The following is a 24998-nucleotide window of genomic DNA, read 5'->3' as shown; positions in this document are numbered from 1 at the left end:
GCTCAGTCATCGTCACCCAGGACGACATTACCACCGGCATCAACTGTAACAGGAATGCTTTCCAGGCTGGAACCCAGCCCCAATCCCTCGACCCCTTCTCCGGTAGCCGATGAAAATCCGGCGCCATGACTGGTACATCGAATGACAAGCCCATCTGCCGACAGCAATCTGTTGCCCTTGTGATCCAGCGGCAGATACTGATGTGGGCAGGCATTGAGAAAGGCCCTGATGCCGTCGCCGGTTCGCAGAACGAGTATGGGGAAGTCATCGAGTCGCAAGCACAATGTACCTCCGACAGGAATGTCATCACGGTGGCAAATGACACGGCCAGGCAGGGGTGCGCCCGACAGGCTTTTCCAGCTACTCATGTGCGCAGGCTCCTGCAGGAAGATGTCGACGGAAAGACATGATACGCCACGGTTAGCGAACCTCAGTCATGCCCCAGTGCGCGGCTTACCGCAGCCGCGGCATGCAAGGCCGTCGTATCGAACAGTGGCGCCGGCGTATGCGCCTGATTGATCAGCAGTGTGATCTCCGTACATCCCAGGATTACCGCTTGTGCTCCGCGAGCAAGCAGGCCATCGATGATCCGGGTATACACCTCACGGGAAGCATCCTCGATTATCCCCAGGCACAGTTCTTCATAGATGATGCGATGCACCTGAGCTTGCTCGGAATCGTCCGGCACAATGACATCCAGGCCGAATGTCTCCTGCATGCGCCCCTTGTAGAAATCATCGCTCATCGTGAATGCGGTTCCCAGCAGCCCCACTCGTCGATGACCAGCCGCCAACAAGGCTTCAGCCGTCGGATCAACGATATGCAGCAACGGGATGTCGATACCGTCCACTATGCTGTCAGCCACCTTGTGCATCGTATTGGTGGCGATCACCAGAAAATCCGCTCCGGCAGCCTGCAGTGCCAGAGCCGCTTCGTTCAACAGACTGCCTGCAGCCTCCCAGTCACCTTCGTGCTGCAGCCTTTCGATATCGGCAAAATCGACGCTGTAGAGGATCAACGAGGCCGAATGCAGACCCCCAAGCGACTCCGCAACGCCGCGATTGATGGCCTGATAATACAAGACCGATGACTCCCAACTCATGCCACCGATGATACCGATCGTCTTCATGCTCTCTCTCAATCCAGGTTGATGGCGATCAAGACCCAGTGACAATCAACAGCGCACGCCCTGCCTGCCCGTCTGCCCTGATCGAATGCGGCCGATCCGCCACATAGCGAATCGTGTCACCCACGTTGACCACTTCGGAAACACCATCGGAGGTGACCAGGAGTGTGCCACTGAAGACAGTCAGATTCTCCATGCAGCCAGACCGATGGGCTTCACTGTCCAGTACTCCATCGGCCTCGAATTCCAGGTCATAGATTTCCGTTTCGCCAACCGTTTCGGGAGCACTCAGTATCCTTATTCTGCAACCTTGGCCCTGCGAGTGAATGACCGGTGTCTGACCTGCACGAATCACCTCTCGTATCGGGCTACGCTCCTTCGGCCCGCCATCGAGCAGACCGGAAAAGTCGATGTTCAAGGCCTGCGTCAGGTTCCATAGAATGGCCACCGTCGGGCTGCTCTCCGCTCGTTCGATCTGTGACAGCATGGAACGCGAGACGCCGGAGAGCCGCGCCAGCGCCTCGAGGCTCAGACTGCGCGATTTCCTGGCCTCTTTCAGCCGCGTGGCCAGGCGCGCGGATATATCGTCATTCACACATCGGTCCAGTCCAGCACGACCTTGCCGCTGGAACCACTCATCATGGCAGCAAAACCCTGCTCGAATTGTGTTGCCGGAAATCGATGAGTGATGACCTTCGAGACATCCAGTCCGTTCTGCAACATGGCAATCATCTTGTACCAGGTTTCGAAGATCTCCCGCCCGTAGACACCTTTCACCGTCAGGGCCTTGAACACGATGCGTGACCAGTCGACGGGGCTTTTCCCGGGCGGGATACCCAGCATGGCAATACGTCCTCCCATGACCAGGGATTCCACCATCTGATCCAGTGCTGCCTGACTGCCCGACATTTCCAGCCCGACATCGAAACCTTGTGTCAAACCCAGCCGGGCGCAGACATCCTGCAGATCTTCTCTGGCAACGTTCACAGGAATCACATCGGCAACCTCGGTAGCCAGCGCCAGACGCTCATCGTTCACATCCGTGATCACGACATGACGCGCACCGGCATGCCGGGCCACGGCGGCAGCCATGATGCCGATGGGCCCCGCGCCGGTAATCAGGACATCCTCACTGACCAGATCAAAGCTCAGGGCGGTATGCACGGCGTTGCCCAGTGGATCCAGAATGGCGCCGATGTCATCACTGATGTTGTCCGGCAGGGGCACCACGTTGAAGGCGTCCAGACGCAGGAACTTGGCAAAGGCACCGTTTTCCTGCACCCCGATACCGCGCGTCTGCGGATCGAGATGAAACTTGCCGGCGCGAGATTGCCGCGACTTGCGTCCTACCAGATGGCCCTCGCCACTGACGCGCTGACCGATGGTCAAACCTTCGACATGGCTCCCGATGTCGACGATCTCACCGGCGAACTCATGCCCGATGGTCAGCGCCACGGGAACCGTCTTCGCCGCCCATTCATCCCACTTCCAGATATGGACATCCGTGCCACAGATACCGGTCTTGTTGATGCGAATCAGCACCTCATTGGCCCCGATCTGTGGTACCGCGGCTTCCTGCATCCACAAGCCTTCCGTGGCTTGCGCCTTCACCAGCGCCTTCATTCTGATAGTGTCGACACTCATTGTGCAATGACTCCGGTCTTTCGTCCGGCATCTGCAAAGGCTGCCAGCGCCTTGTCCAGATCGGCTTTCGTCAATGCTGCACTCATCTGGGTGCGAATGCGCGCCTCGCCTCTGGGCACTACGGGGAAGAAGAATCCCGACACGTAAACGCCTTGTTCGAACAGCTCTCTGGCCAGGTTCTGGGCCAACTGTGCCTCGCCCAGCATGACCGGAATGATCGGGTGCTCGCCCGGCGCCAGTGTGAAACCGAGAGAGCTCAACCCCTCGCGCCAGTACCGGGCATTCTCGAACAGGGTCTTGCGCAGGTCATCGCCCTGTTCCACCAGTCGCAAGGCTTCGATGGACGCCACCACGATGGCCGGTGCCAGGGAATTGGAAAACAGATAGGGCCGCGCGCGCTGACGCAACAGGTCGATCACAGGCTTCGGGCCAGCGATATAGCCTCCCATGGCACCACCCAGGGCCTTGCCCAGTGTGCCGGTCAGCACATCGATCCTGTCATTGACACCGAAGTACGCTGCAGTTCCCTGTCCGCCCGGCCCCATGAATCCCGTTGAATGACAATCATCCACCATGACCATGGCATCGTATCGTTCTGCCAGTTCGGTGATTTCCGGCAACCTGGCAAGAAAGCCATCCATGGAAAACACACCATCAGTGGCAATCATGATGAACCGAGCGCCCTTCTCCCGAGCGGTACGCAGTTGCAGTTCCAGATCTTCCATGTCGGAATTGCGGTAGCGATAGCGCTGCGCCTTGCACAAGCGCACGCCATCGATGATGGAGGCATGATTCAAGGAGTCGGAGATGATCGCGTCTTCCGGGCCCAGCAATGGTTCGAACAAGCCACCGTTGGCATCGAAACAGGCAGCAAACAGAATGGCATCCTCCTTGCCCAGAAAGCGCGCCAGCCGCGCTTCCAGTTCCTGATGAATGTCCTGTGTGCCGCAGATGAAGCGTACGCTGGCCAGGCCATAGCCGTGTTCATCCATGGCAGTCTGCGCCGCGCGGATCAGCTCCGGGTGATTGGCAAGCCCCAGATAGTTGTTGGCACACAGGTTGATGACGTCATCCCTCTGCACTCCGTCTATCGTGACCGATATGCGACCCGACTGGGCGGACACGATGGCGCGCTCGGACTTGAGCAGGCCTGCCGATTCGATATCCACCAGTTGCTGCTGGACATGGTCAAGAAATGATGTACTCACAATAAGCTCTCCCTCAGACAAGGACGTAGCATATATTGGAATTTGTCCAATATCAAGGATATTTGACAGTTGTCTGCTGTTTGCGTCTGTACTGATCGGCTCGGTTGCCAATACGCATCTTCCGCGTCGACCTGAAGAGGCATCAGCGCCCGATGGACCAGTTATACGATACTGTAGTCATCGACGGGGAGGAATCCGACATTGACTGACAGGACCATGACGCTCGGCATCATCGGACACGGCATGTTGGGCAAACCGATTGCACAGGCCTGGCTCGACCGGGGAATCGCATCGAACGAAACGCTGTGGATAGCGAATCGACGGGGCGGAGGCAATGCTCAAGCGCCGCACAGTGCCGTTCGATTCACCACGCACATTCAGGAACTGGCCGACGCTTGTGACATCATTCTGCTCTGCGTGCCTCCTGCGAATGCCCCGAGTCTGAATTTCACGGCCCCTGACAAGCTGGTGGTATCGGTCATGGCTGGCGTGAGTGTCGACTGTCTTGTACATCTCGCACATACCGAACGTGTCGTCAGAGCCATGACAAGTCCAGCCGCCGTCAAGTCTCTGGCCTATTCTCCCTGGTATTGTACGAATTCGGTCAGCGATTCCGACCGCCACAGCGTCAAGCGACTGTTTGACGCCTGCGGCGCGCATGACGAAGTGCATGACGAATCACAACTTGACCTGTTCACGGCTCTGACCGGCCCGGTACCCGGGTTCGTCGCCTACTTTGCCCATTGCATGATCAGACATGCCGTAGAACAAGGAGTCCCTCCTCGGGTTGCCGATCGTGCCGTCAGGCAACTCTTTCTGGGAAGTGGTGTGCTCATGGCGAGTGCAGACGAATCGCCGAAAGCACTGGTGCAGGAAATGATCGACTACGCCGGGACCACGGCGGCGGGCTTGCTGACGCTGGATCACACCGAGTTCGCCAAGACGCTTTCCGAAGGGCTTGATGCCGCCACCCAGGCAGCCAGAGAGATCGCAAGTTGAACTCGGCATCACAATGCCTCTGAGCCATGCCAGCCGCAAAGGGCTACCGGGCTGGCCTGATGGGCAATCCTGGCCCGCATTGACAGGCTCTGGTGCCGCTCATGACCTGACCCAGTCATCACTGTCTGGCGAATACTCGGCCTTTCACAAGCTTGCGCACACTCAGATATCCTTGACCAGACGCAATGCATCATAGATGGCTGCATGGGTATTGCGCGCAGATACCGCATCACCGATCCGGAACAACTGGAAGGCACCCTCATCATTGCTTTGCAGATTCTGTACCCTGCCGTCTATCAAGGCCTCATAGTCGACAGCACCGAGATTGGAGGACAGGGGCTTCAGTTCGTAATACAAGTCCTCCATGGGCAGCGTACCGTGATTGATGACCACCTGGTCGTAGAGTTTGTGATCGCGGAAATCACTGTAGTCGGTACCGATGATCGCTTTCAGCTGGTTGCCCTCCTGCACCACGTCCATCAATCGGCGTGTGACGGTGAATGTCACCTGCTTGTCCTGCAGACTACGCATATAGGGAACCAGATTCATGGCCATTACATCCGGAGAAAAGCTGCGATCGGGCGTCATGATCTCGACCTTCGCCCCCGTATTGGCGATGACTTCGGCGGCCTGCAAAGCCGGATGATCACCGGCATCATCGAAGACAAGCACATTCTCGCCAGGTGTCTCGCTGCCGGAAATGATATCCCAGCTGGATACGACCAGATGATTGCCTGATTCCAGCACCGCGGTATCCGGCCAGCCACCGGTGGCAACAATGACCACATCCGGATTCTCTGCACAGACTTCGGCAACCTCCGCATAAACGTTGTATCGAATCTGCACACCCAGCGATTCACACTGCTGGAGTCGCCAATCGATGATGCCCTTCATGTCCTGTCGGCGTCTGGACATGGCCGTGAGCAGGATCTGACCGCCGGCCTCGGACGCTGCCTCCAGTACGGTCACCTGATGCCCGCGCTCGCCGGCAACCCGAGCCGCTTCCAGTCCCGCCGGCCCGGCACCGACCACGACCACCTTTTTTCTGAGTGCCGCTTCGGGTATATCGTGAGGCATGGTCAACTCGCGACCGGAAGCCGCATTGTGCAGACACAGGGCCTCCCCCCCTTGATAGATTCTGTCCAGGCAATAATTGGCACCGACACACGGCCTGATGTCGTGTTCACGACCGGCCACGATCTTGCGTACGATATGCGGATCCGCAATGTGGGCTCGAGTCATTCCGACCATGTCCAGAAGCCCTTCGGCAATGGCATGTCTGGCGGTGGCAATATCCGGAATCTTTGCCGCATGGAAGGTCGGCATGCCGGTTTCCCTGCGCACTCTACCCGCAAAGTCCAGGTGCGGAGCGCTGCGCATGCCCTGAATGGGAATGACATCGGTCAGACCCGCATCGTGGTTGATCCGCCCACGTATGACATTCAGAAAATCCACCAGACCACTGTCACGGAACATGCCGGATATCTCGAGGCCATCCTTTTCGGTCAACCCGTGCCGGTGCACTTCATCGGCGGTGTAGCGCATGCCGACTATGAAGTCCGAACCAACTCGCTCCCTGATGGCCTGCAGCACTTCCATCGTGAAACGAACCCGGTTCTTCAGCTCACCACCATAGGGTTCATCCAGGGAATTGGTAATGGGCGACCAGAACTGATCCATCAGATGCCCATAGGCTTCCAGTTCGATACCATCCATGCCACCGGCCTGCATGCGTTCGGCCGCATCGGCATAATCGGTGATCAGACGCTGGATGTCCCAGTCTTCGATCTTCTTGGGAAACGCCCGGTGAGAAGGTTCACGACGATGAGACGACGAGATGACCGGCAACCAGTCCCCCTTGTTCCAACCGGTGCGACGACCCAGATGAGTGAGCTGAATCATCACGGCACAACCATGCTCGTGACAGGCATCGGTCAGATTCCGGATCCATGGAACCACCTCATCCTTGTAGGCCAGAATATTGTTGAACACGGGCGGACTGTCTCTGGATACCGCCGCTGATCCGGCTGTCATCGTCAGGGCCACGCCGGCCTTGGCACGTTCCGCGTGATACGCCGCATAACGCGCCTTCGGCATACCTTCCTCGGGATAGGCCGGCTCATGACTGGTTATCATGATGCGGTTTTTCAGCACGAGATGCTTCAACGTGTAGGGTTGCAGTAGCGGATCACCAGACATCTACGTTTTTCCCACTCATCGCGATGGTTGATTGCAGGGCTGCCCAGAGGAGTCGAGCAGCCAGCGCCTGAGTCAACTTAAACGCTGTATCGAACATTGTCCACACTTGAACATCCCGAACCGATACTGCGGCGCACAGTTGATCCTGCCGGCATGAAAAAAGCGAATACCACCCGAGGCAGTATTCGCTTTACTGCTGTCGACCGGCATTGTCGACAGGCTTCGTGCAAGTGACTATCGAGGTACTAACGATAGAACATAGTCGGCAGCCACAACGCCAGATCGGGAATGAACACCACCATGAACAACACGATGACCAGAGGCACCAGAAATGGCATGGTCGCCGTCACACAGCGTTCAAAGCGCACCCCCGATACCTGCGATAGCACATAGAGCACCATGCCTACCGGCGGTGTCAGCAATCCGAGCATGAGATTCAGAATCACGATGATGCCCAGATGCACCGGGTCGATGCCCACCTGATTGGCAATCGGCAACAATACCGGCACCAGGATGGTGATCGCGGCGATGGTTTCCATGAACAGACCAATGGCCAGAACCAGCAACATCATGATGACCAGCAGTACGTTCTTGTTCTCTGAAATGCCCAGCAGGAAGTCGCCCAAGGACGCGGCCACCTGATTGGCAGTCAGTATGTAGGCGAAGATGGATGCCGCTGACACGATCATGAGAATGGCCGCTGATGTTTCAATGGTGTCCATGGACACGCGAACCAGATGCTTCCACGTCAGTGTTCGATAGACCACCAGTCCGAGAAACAAGGCATAGCCCACGGCTGCCACGGCAGATTCGGTGGGAGTGAAGACTCCCGAAACGATCCCCCCGATGATGATCATCGGCGTCAGCAGCGGCAGAAAGGCTGCCTTGAAGGTCGTTGCCAGGCGCGACAGCTGGAAGCTGGCGTCCCGCGGATAGTTGCGACGTCGTGAATACCAGGCCACCATGATCATCAGAGATACAGCCATCAGCAATCCCGGTATCAGACCGGCGGCAAACAACTCGCCAATGGATACCGACGCCATGACGCCATAGATCACCAGTGGTAGCGAAGGTGGAATGATCGGCCCGATCGTGGACGATGCGGCGGTGATGCCGACCGAGAAGTCGGTGTCGTAACCGGCATCGCGCATGGCCTTGATCTCGATGGTGCCCAGACCACCGGCATCAGCCACCGCGGCTCCTGACATGCCGGCGAAGATGACGCTGGCACCCACGTTGACATGCCCCAGACCACCATGCATCCAGCCCACCAGCGCTCGGGCAAACGCGAAAATCTTGTTGGTGATGCCCGCCGTGTTCATCAGATGACCGGCCAGAATGAAGAACGGAATGGCCAGCAAGGGAAAGCTGTCCACGCCATTGATCATGGTATGGATCATGACCACTGCCGGCCGACCCTCGATCAGTATGTAGACCAGCGAGGCACCCGCCAGTGAGACAGCAACAGGAACGCCGACGATCAACAGAATCGCCAGCAGAATGAACATGAAAGTCAGAGCCATGTCAGTTGCCTGCCATATGTGAAGGGTCCAGCTTCTCTGCAGCAATCTCGGCAGCAGGACGTCTGGCCAGTTTGAAGATGTTGATGATGGCCACCAAGGCCATGGCGAAGCAGGCGACAACCACGACCCAGTAGATGATGCCCTTGGGCAGATCAACCGAAATCATGCGCTGCGAGAAGGTGCGCTGTGCCAGTCCGATGCAGTAGTAACCGGCAGCGGAAAAGAATACTGCAACCGTCAGCTCGCAGAACAGCGCGATGGGCTTGATGAAACCGACCGGCAGATAACGATAGAAGAACTCCAGATAGATATGCGATCCCTTGCGCACGCAGGTGACCGAGCCGACAAAGGCCAGGAAGATCAGAAAGAATCGTGCAATCTCTTCGGTCCAGGCCAGCGAATCGTTCAGCACGTAGCGGGTGAAGAACTGCAGGGCAACAATGAAGAAGAGCACCCAGAAAATGATCAGAACCGGAATGTCAGTCCACTTCACGTCCGAGATATCGTTGGTCACCTCGTCAAAGGCGGCAGACTCGAGATCGACCGACGTCGATTCGCTACTGGGGGGGGTGGTCATGGTTTACTCCACTGGACAGGAAATCACACCCGGCGTCGACCGCCGGGTGTGGACTACTGCATTGCATTACATCAGGATCGAGTCTGACGAACGATCAGGGCGCATCCTGAATCGCTTGCAGACGCTCATAGACGTCGCTCGGCCAAGGCATGTCGTCACTGACCAGAAAGGGTTGTACCGCTTCGATGAAAGGACCACGATCCACCTCGTTCACGGTATTGCCCTGTTCGCGGAACCAGTCAGCCAGTTCGTTCTCTGCCTGAACGATCTGCTGAGTGGCGTCAAGCGCGGCCTCTTTCAGCACATCCTTCAGGATCTGCTGGTCTGCTTCATCCATGCTGGCCAGGGTGCTGCCGGACACCACTGAAATCAGCGAATTGGTGATGTGGCCTGTCAGGTTGATGTTGCTCTGAACCTCGTAGAACTTCTTGAACTGGATGGTTGGCAGCGGATTTTCCTGGGCATCGACCACACCCTGTTGCAGGGCGAGGTAGACCTCGGAGAACGCCATGGGCGTCGGATTGGCGCCAGTTGCTTCCGGAAACAGCAGGTACGAAGGCGCGTTGGGTACACGGATCTTGAGGTTTTCCATGTCCGCTGGTGTCAGTATCGGCTTGTTGGATGTGACATGCCGTGCACCGTAGTAGGTCAGAGCGACAATCTCGTTGCCGGTGGTATCCTTGAAGCCATCGGCCAGTTCGCTGAACAGATCACTGTCACGGTAGGCTTCCCAGTGCTTCTGGCCACGCATGGTGAATGGATAGTCACTGATGGAGATGGGGCCATAGGAGTTGGCAGCAAATCCGACACCGGTATAGATGACATCAACGGTCCCCAGAGACAGACCTTCGTTGATGGCCGTTTCCTTGCCCAGCGAAGAGGCCGGGAACACCTTCATCTCGTAGCGTCCTTCCGTGCGCTTTTCCAGCTCTTCCGCGGCCTTGAGGATAACCTGGTGATAAGGGGTGGCGATTTCATAGACATGAGCAAACTGCAGTGTCCTGGCAGCACTTGCCGGGCCGGCGACTGCCAGCGCAACGCCAGCCAGCGCTACTGCCTTCGCCAGATTCCTGATTTTCATGTGCGTACTCTCCTTCTCGCCGTCAGTGACGGCATGGGTTGAGGCAATTCCAGGGAATCGCCAACTGATGTGGTCTGCTTGCATTACCGATGCGTAGAGCTGAACGATAGCAATCGCGGCATTACGATGTCCGTACCTCTGCTCCAACCACGATTCTGCAGGTCATGCAGGAGTCGCGGCGAGGATGACAATCAGGGGAATCGGCATCATCTCTGCTGCACCGGGATGGATTGGATCTTCGGATCTTCTTGTTCAATGCCAATGGTTTGGTACATTATCCATTTTGTACAATATCGTATGACAATCGTTCGGCTTTGTCACTAAAGAACCATTGATGAGTGACGGTCGGAAAGTCGCAACAATCTCAGAGCATTGGCCACCACCAACAGTGTGGCCCCCACATCGGCTGCGATGGCTCCCCACAAGGTGGCAATGCCGAACACCGTCATGATCACGAACACGGCTTTCAACGCCAGAGAAAACACGATGTTCTGCCGAATGACTGTCAGGGTGCGCCGTGAATGCCTGATCAGCCACGGCAATCGTTCCAGTTCATCGCTCATCAGGGCAATGTCCGCTGTCTCGATGGCGGCATCCGAACCGATCGCTCCCATGGCTACCCCGAAACTGGCACGAGCCATCGCCGGCGCATCGTTGACCCCATCGCCAATCATGGCCACCACCTCGTGACGGGCCATCAGCGCTTCTATCTCGGACACCTTGTCTTCCGGCAGCAGACCTGCACGTACCGTGTCGATACCGGCCGCTGCTGCCACCGCATTGGCGGTAATCGCATGGTCACCGGTAAGCATGACGATTTCCTTGACGCCTTGCCGGTGCAGCATGGCAATCATCGCTCGGGCTTCCGGACGCAGCGCATCAGCCAGAGCCAGTACGCCAATGGCCTGGTTCCCCGCGCCCACGACCACCACGGTATTGCCTGCCTGCTCCAGCTCCACGATATGCTGCTCGAGGACATACGACAGCTCAGCGCCATCACTCAGCGTTTCCCGGGCGAACCGTGACGATCCTATCCACAAGGGCCGACCCTGCACCCGACCACGTACTCCGCGCCCGGCCAGTATCTGCACATCATCCGCAGGAAGGGGCGCGAGACCTTCTTCACGGGCTGCGTTGAGGACGGCAGTAGCCAGAGGGTGAGAACTGCGAGATTCCAGGGCAGCAGCATCGCTCAGTAGCGCCTGCTCGCTGCGACCATCGAGTGCAACGATCTTCTGCACGACGGGCTTGCCCTGCGTCAGCGTCCCGGTCTTGTCCAGCGCCAGCGCATCGAGCCGCGCCGGCAATTCGACATAGGTCCCTCCCTTGATGAGTACACCGGAACGGGCAGCACTGGCCAGCGCCGCCACCACGGATACCGGGGTGGAAATCACCAGCGCACAAGGGCAGGCAATGACCAGCAACACGAGAGCGTTGTATACCCACGGCTGCCATGCGGCAGAAAAAGCCAATGGTGGTACCAGCAGAACCAGCAAGGCGATGATCATCACCACTGGCGTATAGCGGCGTGCGAAGGCATCGACCCAGCGCTCGACAGCGGCACGTTTGGCATGCGCGTCTCCGATCGAACGGGTGATGCGTGCCAGTACCGTATCCTGTGCAGCCTGCGTCGCCTTCACCGTCAGTGTGCCTTCACCGTTGATCGTTCCGGCAAAGACCTCATCCCCGGGCATCTTGGCTACCGGGATGCTTTCTCCGGTAATGGGCGCCTGATCAACCGATCCCATTCCATCGAACACCTCGCCATCGAGCGCTATGCGATCACCTGCGCGAACGATGAAGTGCGTGCCAATCGGCACGTCGGCGGGCAGCACATCACGCTCCTCGCCATTGTCGTCGATGATTCGAACCGAGGACGGTGCCAGTTCCAGCAAGGCCGCCACGGCTTTGCGGGCACGCCCGACACTCCAGCTTTCCAGTGTCAGCGACAGTGCAAACAGGAAGGCCACGGTTGCCGCTTCGAACAGTTCACCAATGGCAATGGCACCCACCACCGCAATGGTCATCAGCAGATTCATGTCCGGCCGCAGGGTCTTCAGCGAATACCAGGCCTTGGGCAGCACATGACGGATGCCGGCTGCCGTTGCCAGCAACCAGGCCACGGTCTCCGGCAAGGGCGTACCGGTATCGGCATGGGCATTGAGCACGGTGTGCCAGTTTAGCGGTCGATCAGCAGCGAGAACATGCAACAGCATGCCAATCAGGATCGCCACACCGCTGAGAATCGTCATGTACGTTTTCCGGTGGTCCGCCCCGGGTCTGGCGTTCGGGTCGCCCACCCTGGTGGCGCTCATGCCGGTCGCCGCAATCGCATCGGCAATCCGTTTGTCGCCAATATCCTCGGCCTCGCCGGATATACTCATGCGTCCATTCAGGACATCGAAGGATAGCTGTTCGTGTCCGCCGACCAGTGGACCGATCGCGCGTTTCAGTATGCGCACCTCTTCCACGCAATCAAGTCCGGATACCTGAAAGACACGACCCGCCGATGGCAAGTCGGCACCAGTCCCGGACGTCGTTTCAGTCGATGCATCAGACCCTGCGCAACAGGACGTCACCGGCCCCGCACTGGGATCGACGGGGTTTGTATCCGACACCTGCGACGCGCAACAACCGCGGTCAGGTTCTTGCTTGTTCAACGGTGCTGGCTCTGGATGCGATGCAGACATGATCCACCTCTTTCAATCAGGACCATGACATCATAGGATCTCCAGTAACTAGAGCTTCAAGCCCCGGGGATGGAAAATATGGAATATTCGATCGGACAGCTGGGGAAACTGACCCACACCAAGGTACCGACGGTTCGCTACTACGAGGAGATCGGCCTGATCACAGCCGCGCGGCGTAGCGAAGGCGGACAGCGGCGATTCGACCAGGCATCGGTGCGGCGACTGGGCTTCGTCAGACATGCACGCGAGCTGGGATTCACCCTCGATGCCATTCGGCAACTGCTCAGTCTGGCTGATCGGCCGACAGCCAGTTGCGAGCCGGTTGACGGCATCGTGCAGCAACAATTACACGAAGTCGACCAGCGGTTGGCGCGCCTGCAGGCCATTCGTCAGGAACTGCAACGCATGCTGGATGAATGCAGCGGTGGCAGTGCCAGCGATTGCCGGATACTGGAGGTGCTGGCCGATCACTCCCTGTGCCTCACGAAGGATCATGACCACCCGGAGAGCGCCACGCGAAGGTCTGTCGTCTGACAGGGGTGTCAAGGAACTCGAGAGCGTCAAGAGCACCGAGAGCACCGAGAGCACCGAGAGCATCAAGGGTGTCATTGGCGCTAACTGTACGGCGATAGACGAGCCTGATTCCCCGCATCGGTGAAATGTTCTACCAGATGGTCAATCAAGGCGCGGACCCGGATATTCAGGTGCCGACTTGCCGGGTACAGAGCCTGCAGGTTCAGTGTGCTGGCTTCGTGTTCTTCAAACAGCACTCGCAGTTCCCCGTTCTGCAGAAACGGGTCGGCAACGTATTTCGGGCAGCGACCAATCCCCAGACCCTGCGCTGCCATGTGAGCAATGGCCCGAGGCGAATTTGCCCGGAACGTGCCCTTGATGCGAACCTGCACGGGTCTGTCATCGACATGGAATGTCCACAGGTCGGCGGCCGTCGCCAGGTCCTGCACCAGACAGTTGTGCGCCGACAAGGCAGCCGGGGTTTCCGGCTCGCCTTCGCGCTGCAGATAGGCGGGTGATGCCACCACCACCAGACGCATTGTCAGCAGACGCCGCGCAACGAGACTGGAATCGTCCAGATTGCCAAAGCGTACTGCCAGATCAAACCCTTCTTCAACCAGCGCCACCCAGTTATCCGACAATTGCAGGTCGATTCGTACCTTGGGATGCTGCTGCTGGAAACGAGCCAGGGCTGCGGGCAAGGCGCTACTGCCAAACGCGGTAGGCGCAGACAGACGAATGCTGCCAGCCAGCTCCGACTGCCTCGCCTGGACAAGACCTTCGAGTTCATCGAACTGGTCCAGCAGTGGCATGCAACGTTCCAGATAGGCACGCCCGGTATCGGTGACGCGAACACTGCGTGTGGTGCGACTGAACAACTGTGCGCCCAGTCGCGCTTCCAGCTGCTGTACATATTTGCTGGCCAGTTTGGTACTGATGCCCATGCGTCTGGCACCCGCAGTGAAAGACCCTTCAGCAGCTACCGCCACAAAGGTTCGCATACCCTCGATGGTATCCATGATGCGACTCGCCCCTTTCAATTATCTACATTTTGTACATTATGATTCCATATTAAAGGTTATTGTTCCCTTGAAGTTACCTAACTACTATCGTGTCTCGTCAGGCAATCCTTCACAGAGAACACGAATCACATCATGAACACAGCCATTCGCATTCATCATTTCGAACTCTCCGGCCATTCCCATCGCGTCGCGCTCTTTGCCGAACTTGCAGGTATCGAGCATGAAATCGTGCTGGTCGATCTGCCGAACGGGGAACACAAGCAAGCCCCCTTTCTGGCCTTGAATCCTGCAGGCCAGGTGCCCGTCATCGAAGACAACAACGTGGTCGTCTCGGATTCCAACGCCATTCTGGTGTATCTGGCACGCAAATACGCCCCGACCTGGTTGCCGACAGAGCCGCATCTGGAAGCCGAAGTACAGAAATTTCTGACCCTGGCAGCCGGTGAGCAGGCTTATGGACCGGCGGCTGCCAGACTCAACACGGTGTTCAACGCCAACTTCGATATCGATTTCACGCATGCACTGGCTCATCGTTATCTGGCGCGCATCGATCAGCACCTGAAAGGCCGTGATTTTCTGGTGGGCGATGCCCCCACCATTGCCGATGTCGCACTGTACAGCTATACCGCTCATGCTCCCGAAGGCAATGTCTCGCTGGACGCCTATCCCAACGTACTCCGCTGGTTGGCCAGTATCGAGGGGTTGCAGGGCTTCAAGGCAATGCCCACGACCAAAGCCGGCCTGCTGGCCTGACCTGACAAACGCAAGACAGGAGAGTTCGCATGAGTGCAGCAACGACAGTCGTACCGGATGATTCACCTTTTCACTGGGGAGAGCTTGAACTTCAGACCCGTACCGGCAGTCGTGAATCCCTGGCCGCCTATACCAACAAGGCCATCCGCTCATTCATGCCGGATCAGCATCGACAATTCTTCGAAGACTTGCCATTCGTCGTCCTGGGCAGTGTTGATGAGCAGGGCAACCCATGGGCCTCCATGCTGTCTGGCAGACCCGGCTTCATGCACTCTCCCCTGCCCACGCGGCTCGATGTGTCGGTCAGAGCGCTTCCCGGCGATCCGCTGGCAGGCTCTCTGGCCGTCGGCAAACGTCTTGGACTGATCGGTCTGGATCCGAGAACGCGCCGCCGCAATCGCGTCAATGTACACGTGGTGGCATCCACGTCCACCGGCTTTTCGCTGGAAGTCGATCAATCGTTTGGCAACTGCCCGCAGTACATACAGCGACGATCCATCGATTTCATCCGTGAACCCGGGACTATCGGCGCTGGACATCGTGTCGAGACTCTGAGTTCACTGGACGAGGCAGCCACTACCATGATCGCTCGCGCTGATACCTTTTTCGTCTCCAGCTACGTTGATGTCACGGATCGTCCCGACAAGGAAGGTGTGGATGTCTCTCACCGCGGCGGCCAACCCGGATTCATCAAGGTCGACGGCAATACGCTGACCATTCCCGATTACTCCGGCAATCGCTTCTTCAACACGCTGGGCAATTTTCTGGCCAATCCAAAAGCTGGACTGCTGTTCGCTGATTTCAACAGTGGCGAACTGTTGCAGTTGAGTGGCACGGTAGAGCTTCTGGCGGAAAACGACCCCGCCATACGGGCATTCAAGGGTGCGGAACGAGGCTGGCGTTTTCATGTGCAGCGAGGGCTGCGCACGCACGACGCCCTGCCATTTCGCTCGAGCTTCATGGATTATTCACCCAATACCCTGATGACCGGCAACTGGCAGCAGGTCGAAGCGAAAATGACCGAAGAATCCCTGCGCAGCAGTTGGCGAGATTTCCGAGTCAGCCGCATTGTGGACGAAAGTACCATCATCCGCTCGTTCCATCTGGAACCCGACGATGACGCCGGCCTGCTACCCGCGAAGGCCGGTCAGCACCTGCTTCTTCGAGTCACTCCGGCGGGCAGTAACAAGCCGCTGATTCGCTCCTACACTCTGTCTTCCTCACCCGCTGATGATCACTATCGGATTTCGGTGAAGCGAGAAGCCAGAGGCACGATGTCCAGATATCTGCATGAACATGTGCGCGCGGGAGACCGCATGGAAATCAAGGCACCTGCCGGAGATTTCTGGATTGATCCGACAGAAAAACGCCCCGCTGTACTTCTGGCAGCAGGGGTGGGCATTACCCCCATGATCGCCATGGCAAAACAGATTGCCGAACTGGCAAGCCCGGCGCAGCAACTTCGCCACCTGACCATACTGCATGCCTGCCACTCGAATGATCAACGTGCCTTTGCCGATGAATTCATGCAACTGCAAAAAAGCAGCAATGGGCAGATCGACTACCACCGAATCGTCAGTGAAGTGAGTGATGGGGAAGAACAGGCGGTTCACTATGAGCGCAAAGGTCGTATCAACGCCGACATGCTGCGCAGCTTGCTGTCACTGGACGATTACGATTTCATGCTGTGTGGCCCATCCGCATTCATGCAGTCACTCCATGACGAGCTGCGTAGCCTGGGCGTTCCCGATCACCGTATCCAGGCCGAAGCCTTCGGACTGTCGAGTCTGATACGAGACTCCACGGCCAGGCCCGAGGAAAATTCTTCGAACATTCCACAACCAGCGTCGACAATGCAAGCAGAAGAAGCCGAGGAAGCCATGGTGCATTTTGTCGACTCCGGATTCGAACAACGCTGGAGTCATGGAGATCCGACGTTGCTGGAGCTGGCCGAAGCCCACGGCCTGTCACCTGATCATGGTTGTCGCAGCGGCAATTGCGGTAGCTGTGCCACACGGCTCATCAGCGGGCAGGTCAGCTATCGCACGCCTCCTACTGCCCCCATCGCGGATACTGAAGTACTCATCTGCTGCGCCGTACCGGCAAAAGGCGCAGAGAAACTTTCCCTGGCCCTTTGAACTTCACCTCTCTGGAAACCTGCACATGAACACGCGTCCTCCATTCCCCCCCTTTGATCACACCAGTGCCACAACCAAGGTACGCCTGGCTGAAGATGGCTGGAACAGTCGCGACCTCGCGAAGGTAGCACAGGCCTATACTCTCGATACCCGCTGGCGCAATCGCTCTACCTTTGTCAACAATCGGGACGAAGCCGAAGCCTTCCTGAAAGGCAAATGGCAGCGTGAACTGGACTATCGCCTGATCAAGGAGCTCTGGCTGTTCGCTGGCAACCGAATTGCCGTACGCTATGCTTACGAATGGCACGATGCCGCGGGCGACTGGTTTCGATCCTACGGCAATGAGAACTGGGAATTCGACGACAGTGGCCTCATGCGCCGCCGCTACGCCAGCATCAACGATCTGGCCATGGCAGAGGCCGACAGATTGTTCCACTGGCCATTGGGACGCCGTCCCGATGAGCATCCGGGACTGTCCGAGCTCGGATTGTAGTCAGGTCAAAGGCATAAGCTTATAACCAGAAAGTCTTGGAGCCAGTCTCGTAGTTGAACGATACTTTTCGCAAGCAGAAAAAGTGACAGCGACAGAGACAATGGTCAGTGATACACGGGAAGAGCTGAACTACAGGCATCAACTGGCAACCGCCCGGAATGCCATTCATGTTGCTCTGGAAAACAGCTGCCGCCCTATCGTCAGCACCAAGTTCTCGGAGGAATCTGCCGTATTTCTGCATCTGGTCACGCAGGTCAAGGCAGATATCCCCGTCGTCTGGGTCGATACCGGATATAACACTCGCGCAACGCGGGCCTTTGCCGACGAGCTTCACCAGAGACTCGATCTCAATCTCAAGACCTACGAGCCGCATGATCACACGATCACGTTTCCGCCAGCGCTCGACGATCCGGAACACGCAGAGTTCACGCACGAGGTCAAGATCGAACCATTCCAGCGCGCCTTGCAAGAGCTGCAGGCTGATGGCTGGCTCAGTTCGATTCGACGCTATCAATCGGCGCACCGCAGCAAGTTACCCACATTTCATACCGCCTCGAATGGCCTGCTGAAAGCCTCGCCCATACTGGAATGGACCGCCGATACGGTAGCCCGTTATCGGTTGGAACATGATCTGCCGGAAGGCCCGTCGTGCTTCGACCCGACCAAGGGTGAGGCCTTTCGCGAATGTGGCCTTCATCTGAGCGCCTGAGCATCCCCTTGTGCAGAAATCAGCAGGGCAAGTGGCACAATGCCGTCAGAAAGGCTGTCGATGTTACAGAGCTGGCTTTTGCATGTACCACCTCTGACTGCCTGTGTATGATGGTCACTTGAATCGACCGCGAGAGTCATCTTGTCAATGAGCACAGGCCTGTATTCGCCGATTGCCCCTGAACTCGAGCCTCGCGACGTGGACGATCGATCGGTACTGGCTTTCTGCCACGGACTGCCAAGCCCGCTGGTTCGATGGCATGGCCACGACGAATACGAATTGCACCTGATCGTCGAAGGTAACGGCCAGATGTTCGTCGGTGATCATGCAGGCCCGTTTACCGCTCGCCATCTGATCATGCTAGGCCCCATGCAGCCACATAACTGGGTCAGTGATGTAGCGCCAGAGCAAACCCTTGAACTTCGCGATTTTGTCGTCCAGTTCAGGCGAGATCTTGTCGCATCCATGGCCGCCAACATACCTGAGGTCAATGCACTGCTGCCTCTGCTGAAGCGATCGCAGCTTGGCCTGGAATTCTCCGAGTCCCTGGGCAACAAGGCCATGACCTTCTTCGAGCGCATGATCGAGAGTGATCAGATCACACGTCTTGCCCTGCTGATCGATTTTCTGGGAGTGCTGAATCGCGAATCACGATACCGCGTACTGTGCGACAGCATGCCGGAATCGAAACAGAACGAGGCGGCACGCAGCAGAATCGATCAGATAACCAGCTATATTGCGGCCAATCATACTCAGGACCTGCGTCTCTCGGAAGTGTCCAGAGTCAGTGGCATGAGTGAAAGCGCCTTCTCACGATTCTTCACTCGTTCCACCGGCACCAATTTCAATCGCTACCTCAATCGTTTGCGCATAACCCACGCCTGTGAACTGCTTGGTGAGGGCAAACTGGCGATAACCGACGTCTGCCATGAAGTGGGATTTCACAACATTGCCAACTTCAATCGGCATTTTCGCGAACTCAAGTCCATGACACCGCGAGAATACCGCAAGCTGGTGCAACAACGATATTCCTCACCAGCGAACGACTGAATCCTTCCAAAACAACCGCTCGAACCCGGACCGTACCAGTCCTGTCACCCACCTTCATGGCGACAACGGACGGCCGGGCAAGTCCATCGCACCGGTCCGATCAGGAGTCAGCACCCTGATCATCATCCCCGTCAAGCGTCCCCGGCAATGCAAACCTGACAACAGCCCCCCGCCCGCTCATCGGAGCTTCGGCGTTCAGTGATCCTCCGCGTGATTTCAGCAGACTGCGAATGCCCAGCAGGCCATAGCCATTGCCCGGGCGTTGTTCGGCCCCATTGAGAAATCGCACGGTGGACTCATCAAACCCCACTCCATCATCACTGACGGTAATCTGAAAGAATCCCTCGTAGAGTGTGGTCGCAGACACATGCAATGCAATCGGTTTGCCCGCGTTGTGCTTGATTGCATTGTCAATCAGGTTTCGCAATACGATCTGGGTTGCTGTCTTGTCGGCATGCACACTTCGAGAGTCAATGGTGACTACATGCCGTCCAGTCGGGTCCAGCATGATCAGAATATCGCGACACAGCACATCCAGTTCGAACCGCTCGACAGACTCGGTGGCGCCAGTGGCTTCGGCATGATCAAGCACGTCGGAAATCAACACCAATGCCTGGTTGGCTACCTGATCCAGCTTCTGAATGACCTGCAACTTGCCATCCCCCAGATCCGTGAAACCGTCTTGCAGCATGCCGCTCAAGGCCTTCACATTACGCAAGGGACTGCGCAAGTCATGGGCCGCCAGACTGATGAAGGCTTCCAGTTCGCGCGTTACCGACATCGTCCGACTGCGCTCATCCTGCAGCTCGTACTCTGCAGTGACCTCCTTGACAGTTCCAATGATGCGGGCGACCTCGCCACTGTCGGATGTCACCGGCTTCAGGTGGGTACGTATGTGCCGAATTCTTCCCTCGATCGGAAACTGCAATTCGAATGTCTTCGCCTCTCCCGACTGCATTACGCTGACATGACGCTGAAAGATGACCTTGCCAAGTTCGCCCTGATAGACTTCCTCGGCTGTCTTGCCAAGCGCCTGCTCGGCGCTGAAATTCACGAGACGGCAGGCGGCATCATTGAATGAGGCGAACACCGGCAGACCCCGCGAGTCGCTCTCCAGCACAAAGACCGGCGTCTCGACGCCATTGAGCAACTCTGCGTCATGGTGATCCATCAAAAGCTCGAAACGTCTTGATGGGGTTCAGATTCCCATGGCGGCAAGCCGCGTCATCAGATCATTGGCCATCGCCGTCACTCGAGGATACCTCGCCTCATAGGTCTCGATGAGTTCCTTCATCGTGTCCGCCGTAGACGCTTCCGGTGACAACTCATTGCCATGCAGTTGAGCTTCCATGAGACTAGCCAACTGCGTCAGATGTGCCTTGGTCTGCTCGTCACTATCCTCCAGGGCGTCGATTTCGGTTCTCAGTCCCTCGATAGCCTTGCTCAGCTCAGCCTTGTTAGTCATCTTCCGTCACCTGAATAATATAGTTCATGTTTACCGCCAGTTGATTCACCTTTCACTCAACGTGGAATCTCAGTCTACAACAACCACTCCACCGGCAGCCACGACATCAAGTACACACCCATTCTTTGCCAATGTGTCGTATTCGGCTCCAGATGGTGCACTTCAGCGTCATTCTGATCCGAACGGTCCTCCCACAGCAGTCGATCTTGCGCATCCAGTTTCAGATGATAGGCAATTTCTTCCAGCCTGTCAGTCAGAGAACCGTGCAGCCTGGCGGCCAGGGTGGCGTTTTCGAACACGATCCCCATCTCGGTATTGTGGATGGCCGAGCGTGGGTCCAGATTGAAGGAACCGACAAAGAGTCGCTCACGATCGATGAGAAATGTCTTTGCATGAAGGCTCGAGCGCTTCGATCCCAGCAACTTCAGGTGTCGCTGCCCGGGATCGACATCGGGCATGAATTCGTACAGCCTGATGCCGAGCTCAACCATCTGGCGTCGGTAGTCGATGTAGCCGGCATGTACGGCCAGCACATCATTGGCCGCAAACGAGTTGGTCAGCACCGTCACCTCGACACCACGCTGGCGCAGTTCGCGAAACAGATCCATGCCCCAGGAACCGGGGATCAGGTAGGGCGATGAAATCAGCAAGGTCCTGCGGGCCGACCGCATCAGTGTCATGATTTCCGGTGTCAGACTGCCGTCTGTATCGAAAAGCCGGCTCAGTACTTTCTCGGGAGGATCGCACAGGACTTCGGCATCACAGCTGCAGACATCCAGACTACGGCGGATGAGCTGCTGCGGTGGCAGTTCATCGGCCTCATCAGACTCGCTGACAAAGCGCTGCCCGGCCTCTTTCACCTGCAACAGCCACTGTTGATAGAGTTCCATTGGCGCAGGTGCAGCGACCGCGGCACAGTCCAGTGACAAGCCACCACACCAGTAAGCGTCAAACTGTCTTACCACATCGCTTGCCACCTTGCCGGCGGCCAGCATGTCGTAATCGCTGAATGACACACGGGCATCGACGCCGAAATATTCATCGCCGATGTTTCGCCCACCGACAACGCAGGCAGCAGCATCGACGGTAAAGGACTTGTTGTGCATCCTCCGGCTGGATCGCGGGAATCTCAGAATGAAATCCAGCGGTCGGGCAAAACGCAGGTACAAGGGGTTGAAGATGCGAATCTCCAGATTATCGATCTCGCCTGCCAATCTGGACAGCAAGGCATCACGCTCTTTCAGATCGATATCATCGAGCAGCAGCCTGACCCTTACACCCCGTTCGGCCGCTGCGATGAGCATGGCAAGCAAGCCACGGCCAGATTCATCATCATGGAACACATAGTACTGAGCATCGATGGTGCGGTCGGCAAGTCGTGCCAGCTCGATGCGACTCAGGAACGATTCACGGGCATCACCCAATGGAAAACACAGGGAATCGGACTGCTCGCCATGTTGGTCATTCCAGTCATCCAGCACCCGACCAAGTCGAGTATCTGCCGTGTCGCCTTGCTCAGGCGACTTCTCGGGATCGACACGGCAGACAAGGCGGGCTCGCCAGCGCAGCAGACAGATGGCTGACGCCATCAACAGAACCCCGACCAACCCGTTTGCAAGTGTCATGGCGACGATTGTCGCAGTTTGCGCGCCAGGCGGCCATCCTTGCAGAATACCTGTTCAGGAAGAGCACTGCGCGTTGTTTCGTGCAGCGGGATCGAAGAAGCCGTCGGGCTTGAGCACGGTCAGGTCCTGTGTTCCGGTAACATCACTTCTGCTCCGATTGCCGTGCGCGCATTCCCGGCCTGATTGCCATGAGATAGATGAACAGGGCGGCCAGTGCAAGAAAGAAAAGGCTGTCGGGACTCGTCAGAAAGATACTGGCATCCCCATCGTTCAACGACAGCGAGCGCCGCAGATAGAGCTCCAGATCAGGTCCGAGAATGAATCCCAGCAACAATGATATGACAGGGAAGCCGGCTCGACGCAGGAAATAGCCGAACACGCCGAACAGGACCGCCAGAAACATCTGAAATACCGAATAGGTGGCCACGTAGCTGCCAACCAGAGCGACAACCGCGATGCAGGCATACAGCATGCCGCGAGGAATCGCCACGATCCGGATAAACCAGGGACCCAGCAGGTACAAGGTCAAGGGGATCAGTATCAGGGCACTGATGAGCAATGAGGCAAACATCGGTGCAATCAATTCAGCCTGATGGGTCACCAGACGCGCCCCGGGCTGCAAGCCATTGATGACCAGTACACCGAGAACGATGGCGGTTGTCGGATCCCCCGGAATGCCGAAGGAGAGCATGGGCACGAAGGCACCACCACACATGGCATTGTTGGCCGATTCCGAAGCGGCAATGCCTTCACGACTGCCCTGCCCGAATTCTTCTGGCGTTTTCGAACTGCGCTTGGCATCTGCATAGGCAACGAAGGCTGCCATCGATCCACCAACCCCTGGCAGGATACCGATACCGTAACCGATGACGGCCGCTTTCAGGTACGCGAAGAAGCCGATCCTGCGAACCTCCGCCAGCCTGGGAATGAAATCCCGGCGTCGGATCGACCTGGCCACCTCACGCACTTTCGATGCCGATACATCGTCACTGCCCGGTCTTGCCTGCATCAACAACTCGGTGAGGGCGAATACACCGATGATGATCGGCATCATGTCGATACCTTCCACCAGAATTGCCGTATCGAAACTCAATCGCGGGATGGGTTGCATGACATCGATCCCCACGGTGGCAATCATCATGCCCAGTGCGGTGGCAACAATGGCCTTGAGTGCATCATCGCGCTGTACCAGCACGATGACCACAATCGCAAACACGATGAGAGAGAACTTTCCGGGGGTTCGGATGAGAAGCGTGGCTTCAGCCGCCAGCGGCATCAGCAGTATCAGCAACAGAGCGCCCACGGTTCCACCCACCATGGAACCCAGTGCCGCATGCCCCAGGGCGTTGGCACCCTTGCCCTGTCGCATCAACTGATTCCCTTCCAGTGCCGTCATGACTGACGAGGGAGCACCGGGAATGTTGATGGTGGTGGCTGTAATGCTGCCAGAGTACATGCCGGCCATGAAGATCGAGGCACACATGATCAAGGCAGGCACGACATCGATGGAATAGGTTATCGGCAGCAACAATGCAATGGCCAGCACCGAGGTGAGGCCCGGCACGGCACCGAAGAACGTGCCGATCAGGAAACCACCCACCATGAACAGCAGGTTCCAGGCCTGCAGCACTTCCCCGAAACCACCGAACACCTGTTGTGCAAAATTCATGAGAATACGCTCGGCAGCAATGGCAGACGCACACTGAAGCACACACTGAACAACACATGAAACACCAGCGTCATCAGTGCCGAGACGATCATCTGGCGCAGCCATTGCCGGGGCGCATAGTCAAACAGCTTGAGCAGCAGGAAGGCCAGAGATACCGTTGCCAGAACATAACCCAGCGGCTTGAACAGCAAGACATAAGCCAGCACCGACAGCGCCACCAGGGCAGGCTTGCGGTGTTGCTCGAAACCCATTCCACCCGCCGCAATGTCATGCTCAACGGGTTCGACCGACGAAGACTCTCGCCACTGCCTGACCAGAATACCCAACAGACCCAGCACGACGACAGCGGTCAACAAGAGCGGCAGGAAAGACGGCCCGACCAGACCTTCGTCGAACTGAGACTTGATCGTCAGCGCTTCACTACCGTAGATCAGAGTCATGAGCAGCAGCGCAACCGGAACCCCCATGCCCTTCCATCGAGATACCTTGTTTCCAGTCATGTGGGGATCTCCGG

Annotated in this window: 23 protein-coding genes; 7 read left to right on the top strand and 16 right to left on the bottom strand. The window is 57.3% G+C overall.

Translation table 11 applies throughout. The features are described 5' to 3' along the window. Positions 1-2: 2 nt before the first annotated feature. The 5 genes from ACUNV4_RS27275 to ACUNV4_RS27255 form a co-directional block, all read right to left on the bottom strand. Positions 3-368 carry a Rieske (2Fe-2S) protein gene (locus ACUNV4_RS27275; RefSeq protein WP_430881830.1) on the bottom strand — a complete coding sequence of 122 codons (366 nt, stop codon included), beginning with the start codon at positions 366-368 and terminating at the stop codon, positions 3-5. A 62-nt stretch (positions 369-430) separates the two neighbouring features. Beyond that, complete coding sequence (locus tag ACUNV4_RS27270) at positions 431-1129, bottom strand: aspartate/glutamate racemase family protein (RefSeq protein ID WP_430881829.1); 699 nt, start codon at positions 1127-1129, stop codon at positions 431-433. Between the two features lie 28 nt (positions 1130-1157). Further along, positions 1158-1721 carry a helix-turn-helix domain-containing protein gene (locus ACUNV4_RS27265; RefSeq protein WP_430881828.1) on the bottom strand — a complete coding sequence of 188 codons (564 nt, stop codon included), beginning with the start codon at positions 1719-1721 and terminating at the stop codon, positions 1158-1160. After that, positions 1718-2770 carry an L-threonine 3-dehydrogenase gene (gene tdh / locus ACUNV4_RS27260; protein WP_430881827.1) on the bottom strand — a complete coding sequence of 351 codons (1053 nt, stop codon included), beginning with the start codon at positions 2768-2770 and terminating at the stop codon, positions 1718-1720. Before tdh ends, ACUNV4_RS27265 begins: the two co-directional genes overlap by 4 nt. Next, positions 2767-3978, bottom strand: a complete 1212-nt coding sequence (locus tag ACUNV4_RS27255; RefSeq protein ID WP_430881826.1) for a glycine C-acetyltransferase — start codon at positions 3976-3978, stop codon at positions 2767-2769. The genes tdh and ACUNV4_RS27255 overlap by 4 nt, the downstream gene beginning before the upstream one ends. A gap of 201 nt (positions 3979-4179) precedes the next feature. Here ACUNV4_RS27255 and ACUNV4_RS27250 point away from each other — a divergent pair, with 201 nt between their 5' ends. Next, entirely contained in the window at positions 4180-4977 is a 798-nt protein-coding gene (locus ACUNV4_RS27250; protein ID WP_430881825.1) for a pyrroline-5-carboxylate reductase family protein, read from the top strand. A 162-nt stretch (positions 4978-5139) separates the two neighbouring features. Here ACUNV4_RS27250 and ACUNV4_RS27245 read toward each other — a convergent pair whose 3' ends face one another. The 5 genes from ACUNV4_RS27245 to ACUNV4_RS27225 all read right to left on the bottom strand — a co-directional run bounded on the left by ACUNV4_RS27245 (position 5140) and on the right by ACUNV4_RS27225 (position 12873). Continuing rightward, a complete protein-coding gene (locus tag ACUNV4_RS27245; protein ID WP_430881824.1) occupies positions 5140-7176 on the bottom strand; it encodes an oxidoreductase in 2037 nt (678 codons plus the stop codon). 245 nt (positions 7177-7421) lie between these two features. Continuing rightward, positions 7422-8699, bottom strand: a complete 1278-nt coding sequence (locus tag ACUNV4_RS27240) for a TRAP transporter large permease (protein ID WP_430881823.1) — start codon at positions 8697-8699, stop codon at positions 7422-7424. Position 8700: 1 nt separating this feature from the next. Beyond that, entirely contained in the window at positions 8701-9276 is a 576-nt protein-coding gene (locus tag ACUNV4_RS27235; protein ID WP_430881822.1) for a TRAP transporter small permease, read from the bottom strand. A 94-nt stretch (positions 9277-9370) separates the two neighbouring features. Then, a complete protein-coding gene (locus ACUNV4_RS27230; RefSeq protein WP_430881821.1) occupies positions 9371-10357 on the bottom strand; it encodes a sialic acid TRAP transporter substrate-binding protein SiaP in 987 nt (328 codons plus the stop codon). A gap of 320 nt (positions 10358-10677) precedes the next feature. Further along, a complete protein-coding gene (locus ACUNV4_RS27225) occupies positions 10678-12873 on the bottom strand; it encodes a heavy metal translocating P-type ATPase (RefSeq protein ID WP_430881820.1) in 2196 nt (731 codons plus the stop codon). Between the two features lie 252 nt (positions 12874-13125). Here ACUNV4_RS27225 and ACUNV4_RS27220 point away from each other — a divergent pair, with 252 nt between their 5' ends. Next, positions 13126-13581, top strand: coding sequence for a MerR family transcriptional regulator (locus ACUNV4_RS27220; RefSeq protein ID WP_430881819.1), 456 nt, complete (start codon positions 13126-13128; stop codon positions 13579-13581). Positions 13582-13661: 80 nt separating this feature from the next. On the opposite strand, the gene ACUNV4_RS27215 is transcribed toward ACUNV4_RS27220, so the two are convergent. Then, complete coding sequence (locus ACUNV4_RS27215) at positions 13662-14579, bottom strand: LysR family transcriptional regulator (protein ID WP_430881818.1); 918 nt, start codon at positions 14577-14579, stop codon at positions 13662-13664. Between the two features lie 135 nt (positions 14580-14714). On the opposite strand from ACUNV4_RS27215, the gene ACUNV4_RS27210 reads away from it, so the two are divergent. The 5 genes from ACUNV4_RS27210 to ACUNV4_RS27190 all read left to right on the top strand — a co-directional run bounded on the left by ACUNV4_RS27210 (position 14715) and on the right by ACUNV4_RS27190 (position 19725). After that, a complete protein-coding gene (locus ACUNV4_RS27210) occupies positions 14715-15335 on the top strand; it encodes a glutathione S-transferase family protein (protein ID WP_430881817.1) in 621 nt (206 codons plus the stop codon). A 29-nt stretch (positions 15336-15364) separates the two neighbouring features. After that, on the top strand, positions 15365-17473 hold the full coding sequence (locus ACUNV4_RS27205; RefSeq protein ID WP_430881816.1) for an FAD-binding oxidoreductase: 2109 nt from the start codon (positions 15365-15367) through the stop codon (positions 17471-17473). 25 nt (positions 17474-17498) lie between these two features. Then, entirely contained in the window at positions 17499-17966 is a 468-nt protein-coding gene (locus ACUNV4_RS27200) for a nuclear transport factor 2 family protein (protein WP_430881815.1), read from the top strand. Positions 17967-18066: 100 nt separating this feature from the next. Next, positions 18067-18675 carry a phosphoadenosine phosphosulfate reductase domain-containing protein gene (locus ACUNV4_RS27195; RefSeq protein WP_430881814.1) on the top strand — a complete coding sequence of 203 codons (609 nt, stop codon included), beginning with the start codon at positions 18067-18069 and terminating at the stop codon, positions 18673-18675. A 147-nt stretch (positions 18676-18822) separates the two neighbouring features. Then, positions 18823-19725: an AraC family transcriptional regulator gene (locus tag ACUNV4_RS27190; RefSeq protein ID WP_430881813.1), complete on the top strand. Its 903-nt coding sequence runs from the start codon at positions 18823-18825 to the stop codon at positions 19723-19725. Positions 19726-19825: 100 nt separating this feature from the next. Here ACUNV4_RS27190 and ACUNV4_RS27185 read toward each other — a convergent pair whose 3' ends face one another. The 5 genes from ACUNV4_RS27185 to ACUNV4_RS27165 form a co-directional block, all read right to left on the bottom strand. Further along, entirely contained in the window at positions 19826-20896 is a 1071-nt protein-coding gene (locus ACUNV4_RS27185) for an ATP-binding protein (protein ID WP_430881812.1), read from the bottom strand. 27 nt (positions 20897-20923) lie between these two features. Then, complete coding sequence (locus ACUNV4_RS27180; protein WP_430881811.1) at positions 20924-21190, bottom strand: DUF4404 family protein; 267 nt, start codon at positions 21188-21190, stop codon at positions 20924-20926. Between the two features lie 74 nt (positions 21191-21264). Beyond that, positions 21265-22815, bottom strand: coding sequence for a phospholipase D family protein (locus tag ACUNV4_RS27175; protein WP_430881810.1), 1551 nt, complete (start codon positions 22813-22815; stop codon positions 21265-21267). A gap of 142 nt (positions 22816-22957) precedes the next feature. After that, entirely contained in the window at positions 22958-24484 is a 1527-nt protein-coding gene (locus ACUNV4_RS27170) for a tripartite tricarboxylate transporter permease (RefSeq protein WP_430881809.1), read from the bottom strand. Then, positions 24481-24984, bottom strand: coding sequence for a tripartite tricarboxylate transporter TctB family protein (locus ACUNV4_RS27165; protein ID WP_430881808.1), 504 nt, complete (start codon positions 24982-24984; stop codon positions 24481-24483). The genes ACUNV4_RS27170 and ACUNV4_RS27165 overlap by 4 nt, the downstream gene beginning before the upstream one ends. Positions 24985-24998: the final 14 nt, after the last annotated feature.

Source organism: Granulosicoccus sp. 3-233 (genome assembly GCF_052681095.1).
The sequence above is the reverse complement of the archived record's forward strand: the minus strand, read 5'-3'. Positions and strand labels throughout refer to the sequence as shown.

What these genes read in the sequence shown, in the direction of transcription:
- ACUNV4_RS27275 (WP_430881830.1), bottom strand. Translation starts at nt 368, where the DNA reads ATGAGTAGCTGGAAAAGCCTGTCGGGCGCACCCCTGCCTGGCCGTGTC.
- ACUNV4_RS27270 (WP_430881829.1), bottom strand. Translation starts at nt 1,129, where the DNA reads ATGAAGACGATCGGTATCATCGGTGGCATGAGTTGGGAGTCATCGGTC.
- tdh (WP_430881827.1), bottom strand. Translation starts at nt 2,770, where the DNA reads ATGAGTGTCGACACTATCAGAATGAAGGCGCTGGTGAAGGCGCAAGCC.
- ACUNV4_RS27245 (WP_430881824.1), bottom strand. Translation starts at nt 7,176, where the DNA reads ATGTCTGGTGATCCGCTACTGCAACCCTACACGTTGAAGCATCTCGTG.
- ACUNV4_RS27240 (WP_430881823.1), bottom strand. Translation starts at nt 8,699, where the DNA reads ATGGCTCTGACTTTCATGTTCATTCTGCTGGCGATTCTGTTGATCGTC.
- ACUNV4_RS27235 (WP_430881822.1), bottom strand. Translation starts at nt 9,276, where the DNA reads ATGACCACCCCCCCCAGTAGCGAATCGACGTCGGTCGATCTCGAGTCT.
- ACUNV4_RS27230 (WP_430881821.1), bottom strand. Translation starts at nt 10,357, where the DNA reads ATGAAAATCAGGAATCTGGCGAAGGCAGTAGCGCTGGCTGGCGTTGCG.
- ACUNV4_RS27220 (WP_430881819.1), top strand. Translation starts at nt 13,126, where the DNA reads ATGGAATATTCGATCGGACAGCTGGGGAAACTGACCCACACCAAGGTA.
- ACUNV4_RS27215 (WP_430881818.1), bottom strand. Translation starts at nt 14,579, where the DNA reads ATGGATACCATCGAGGGTATGCGAACCTTTGTGGCGGTAGCTGCTGAA.
- ACUNV4_RS27210 (WP_430881817.1), top strand. Translation starts at nt 14,715, where the DNA reads ATGAACACAGCCATTCGCATTCATCATTTCGAACTCTCCGGCCATTCC.
- ACUNV4_RS27205 (WP_430881816.1), top strand. Translation starts at nt 15,365, where the DNA reads ATGAGTGCAGCAACGACAGTCGTACCGGATGATTCACCTTTTCACTGG.
- ACUNV4_RS27200 (WP_430881815.1), top strand. Translation starts at nt 17,499, where the DNA reads ATGAACACGCGTCCTCCATTCCCCCCCTTTGATCACACCAGTGCCACA.
- ACUNV4_RS27195 (WP_430881814.1), top strand. Translation starts at nt 18,067, where the DNA reads ATGGTCAGTGATACACGGGAAGAGCTGAACTACAGGCATCAACTGGCA.
- ACUNV4_RS27190 (WP_430881813.1), top strand. Translation starts at nt 18,823, where the DNA reads ATGAGCACAGGCCTGTATTCGCCGATTGCCCCTGAACTCGAGCCTCGC.
- ACUNV4_RS27185 (WP_430881812.1), bottom strand. Translation starts at nt 20,896, where the DNA reads ATGGATCACCATGACGCAGAGTTGCTCAATGGCGTCGAGACGCCGGTC.
- ACUNV4_RS27180 (WP_430881811.1), bottom strand. Translation starts at nt 21,190, where the DNA reads ATGACTAACAAGGCTGAGCTGAGCAAGGCTATCGAGGGACTGAGAACC.
- ACUNV4_RS27175 (WP_430881810.1), bottom strand. Translation starts at nt 22,815, where the DNA reads ATGACACTTGCAAACGGGTTGGTCGGGGTTCTGTTGATGGCGTCAGCC.
- ACUNV4_RS27170 (WP_430881809.1), bottom strand. Translation starts at nt 24,484, where the DNA reads ATGAATTTTGCACAACAGGTGTTCGGTGGTTTCGGGGAAGTGCTGCAG.
- ACUNV4_RS27165 (WP_430881808.1), bottom strand. Translation starts at nt 24,984, where the DNA reads ATGACTGGAAACAAGGTATCTCGATGGAAGGGCATGGGGGTTCCGGTT.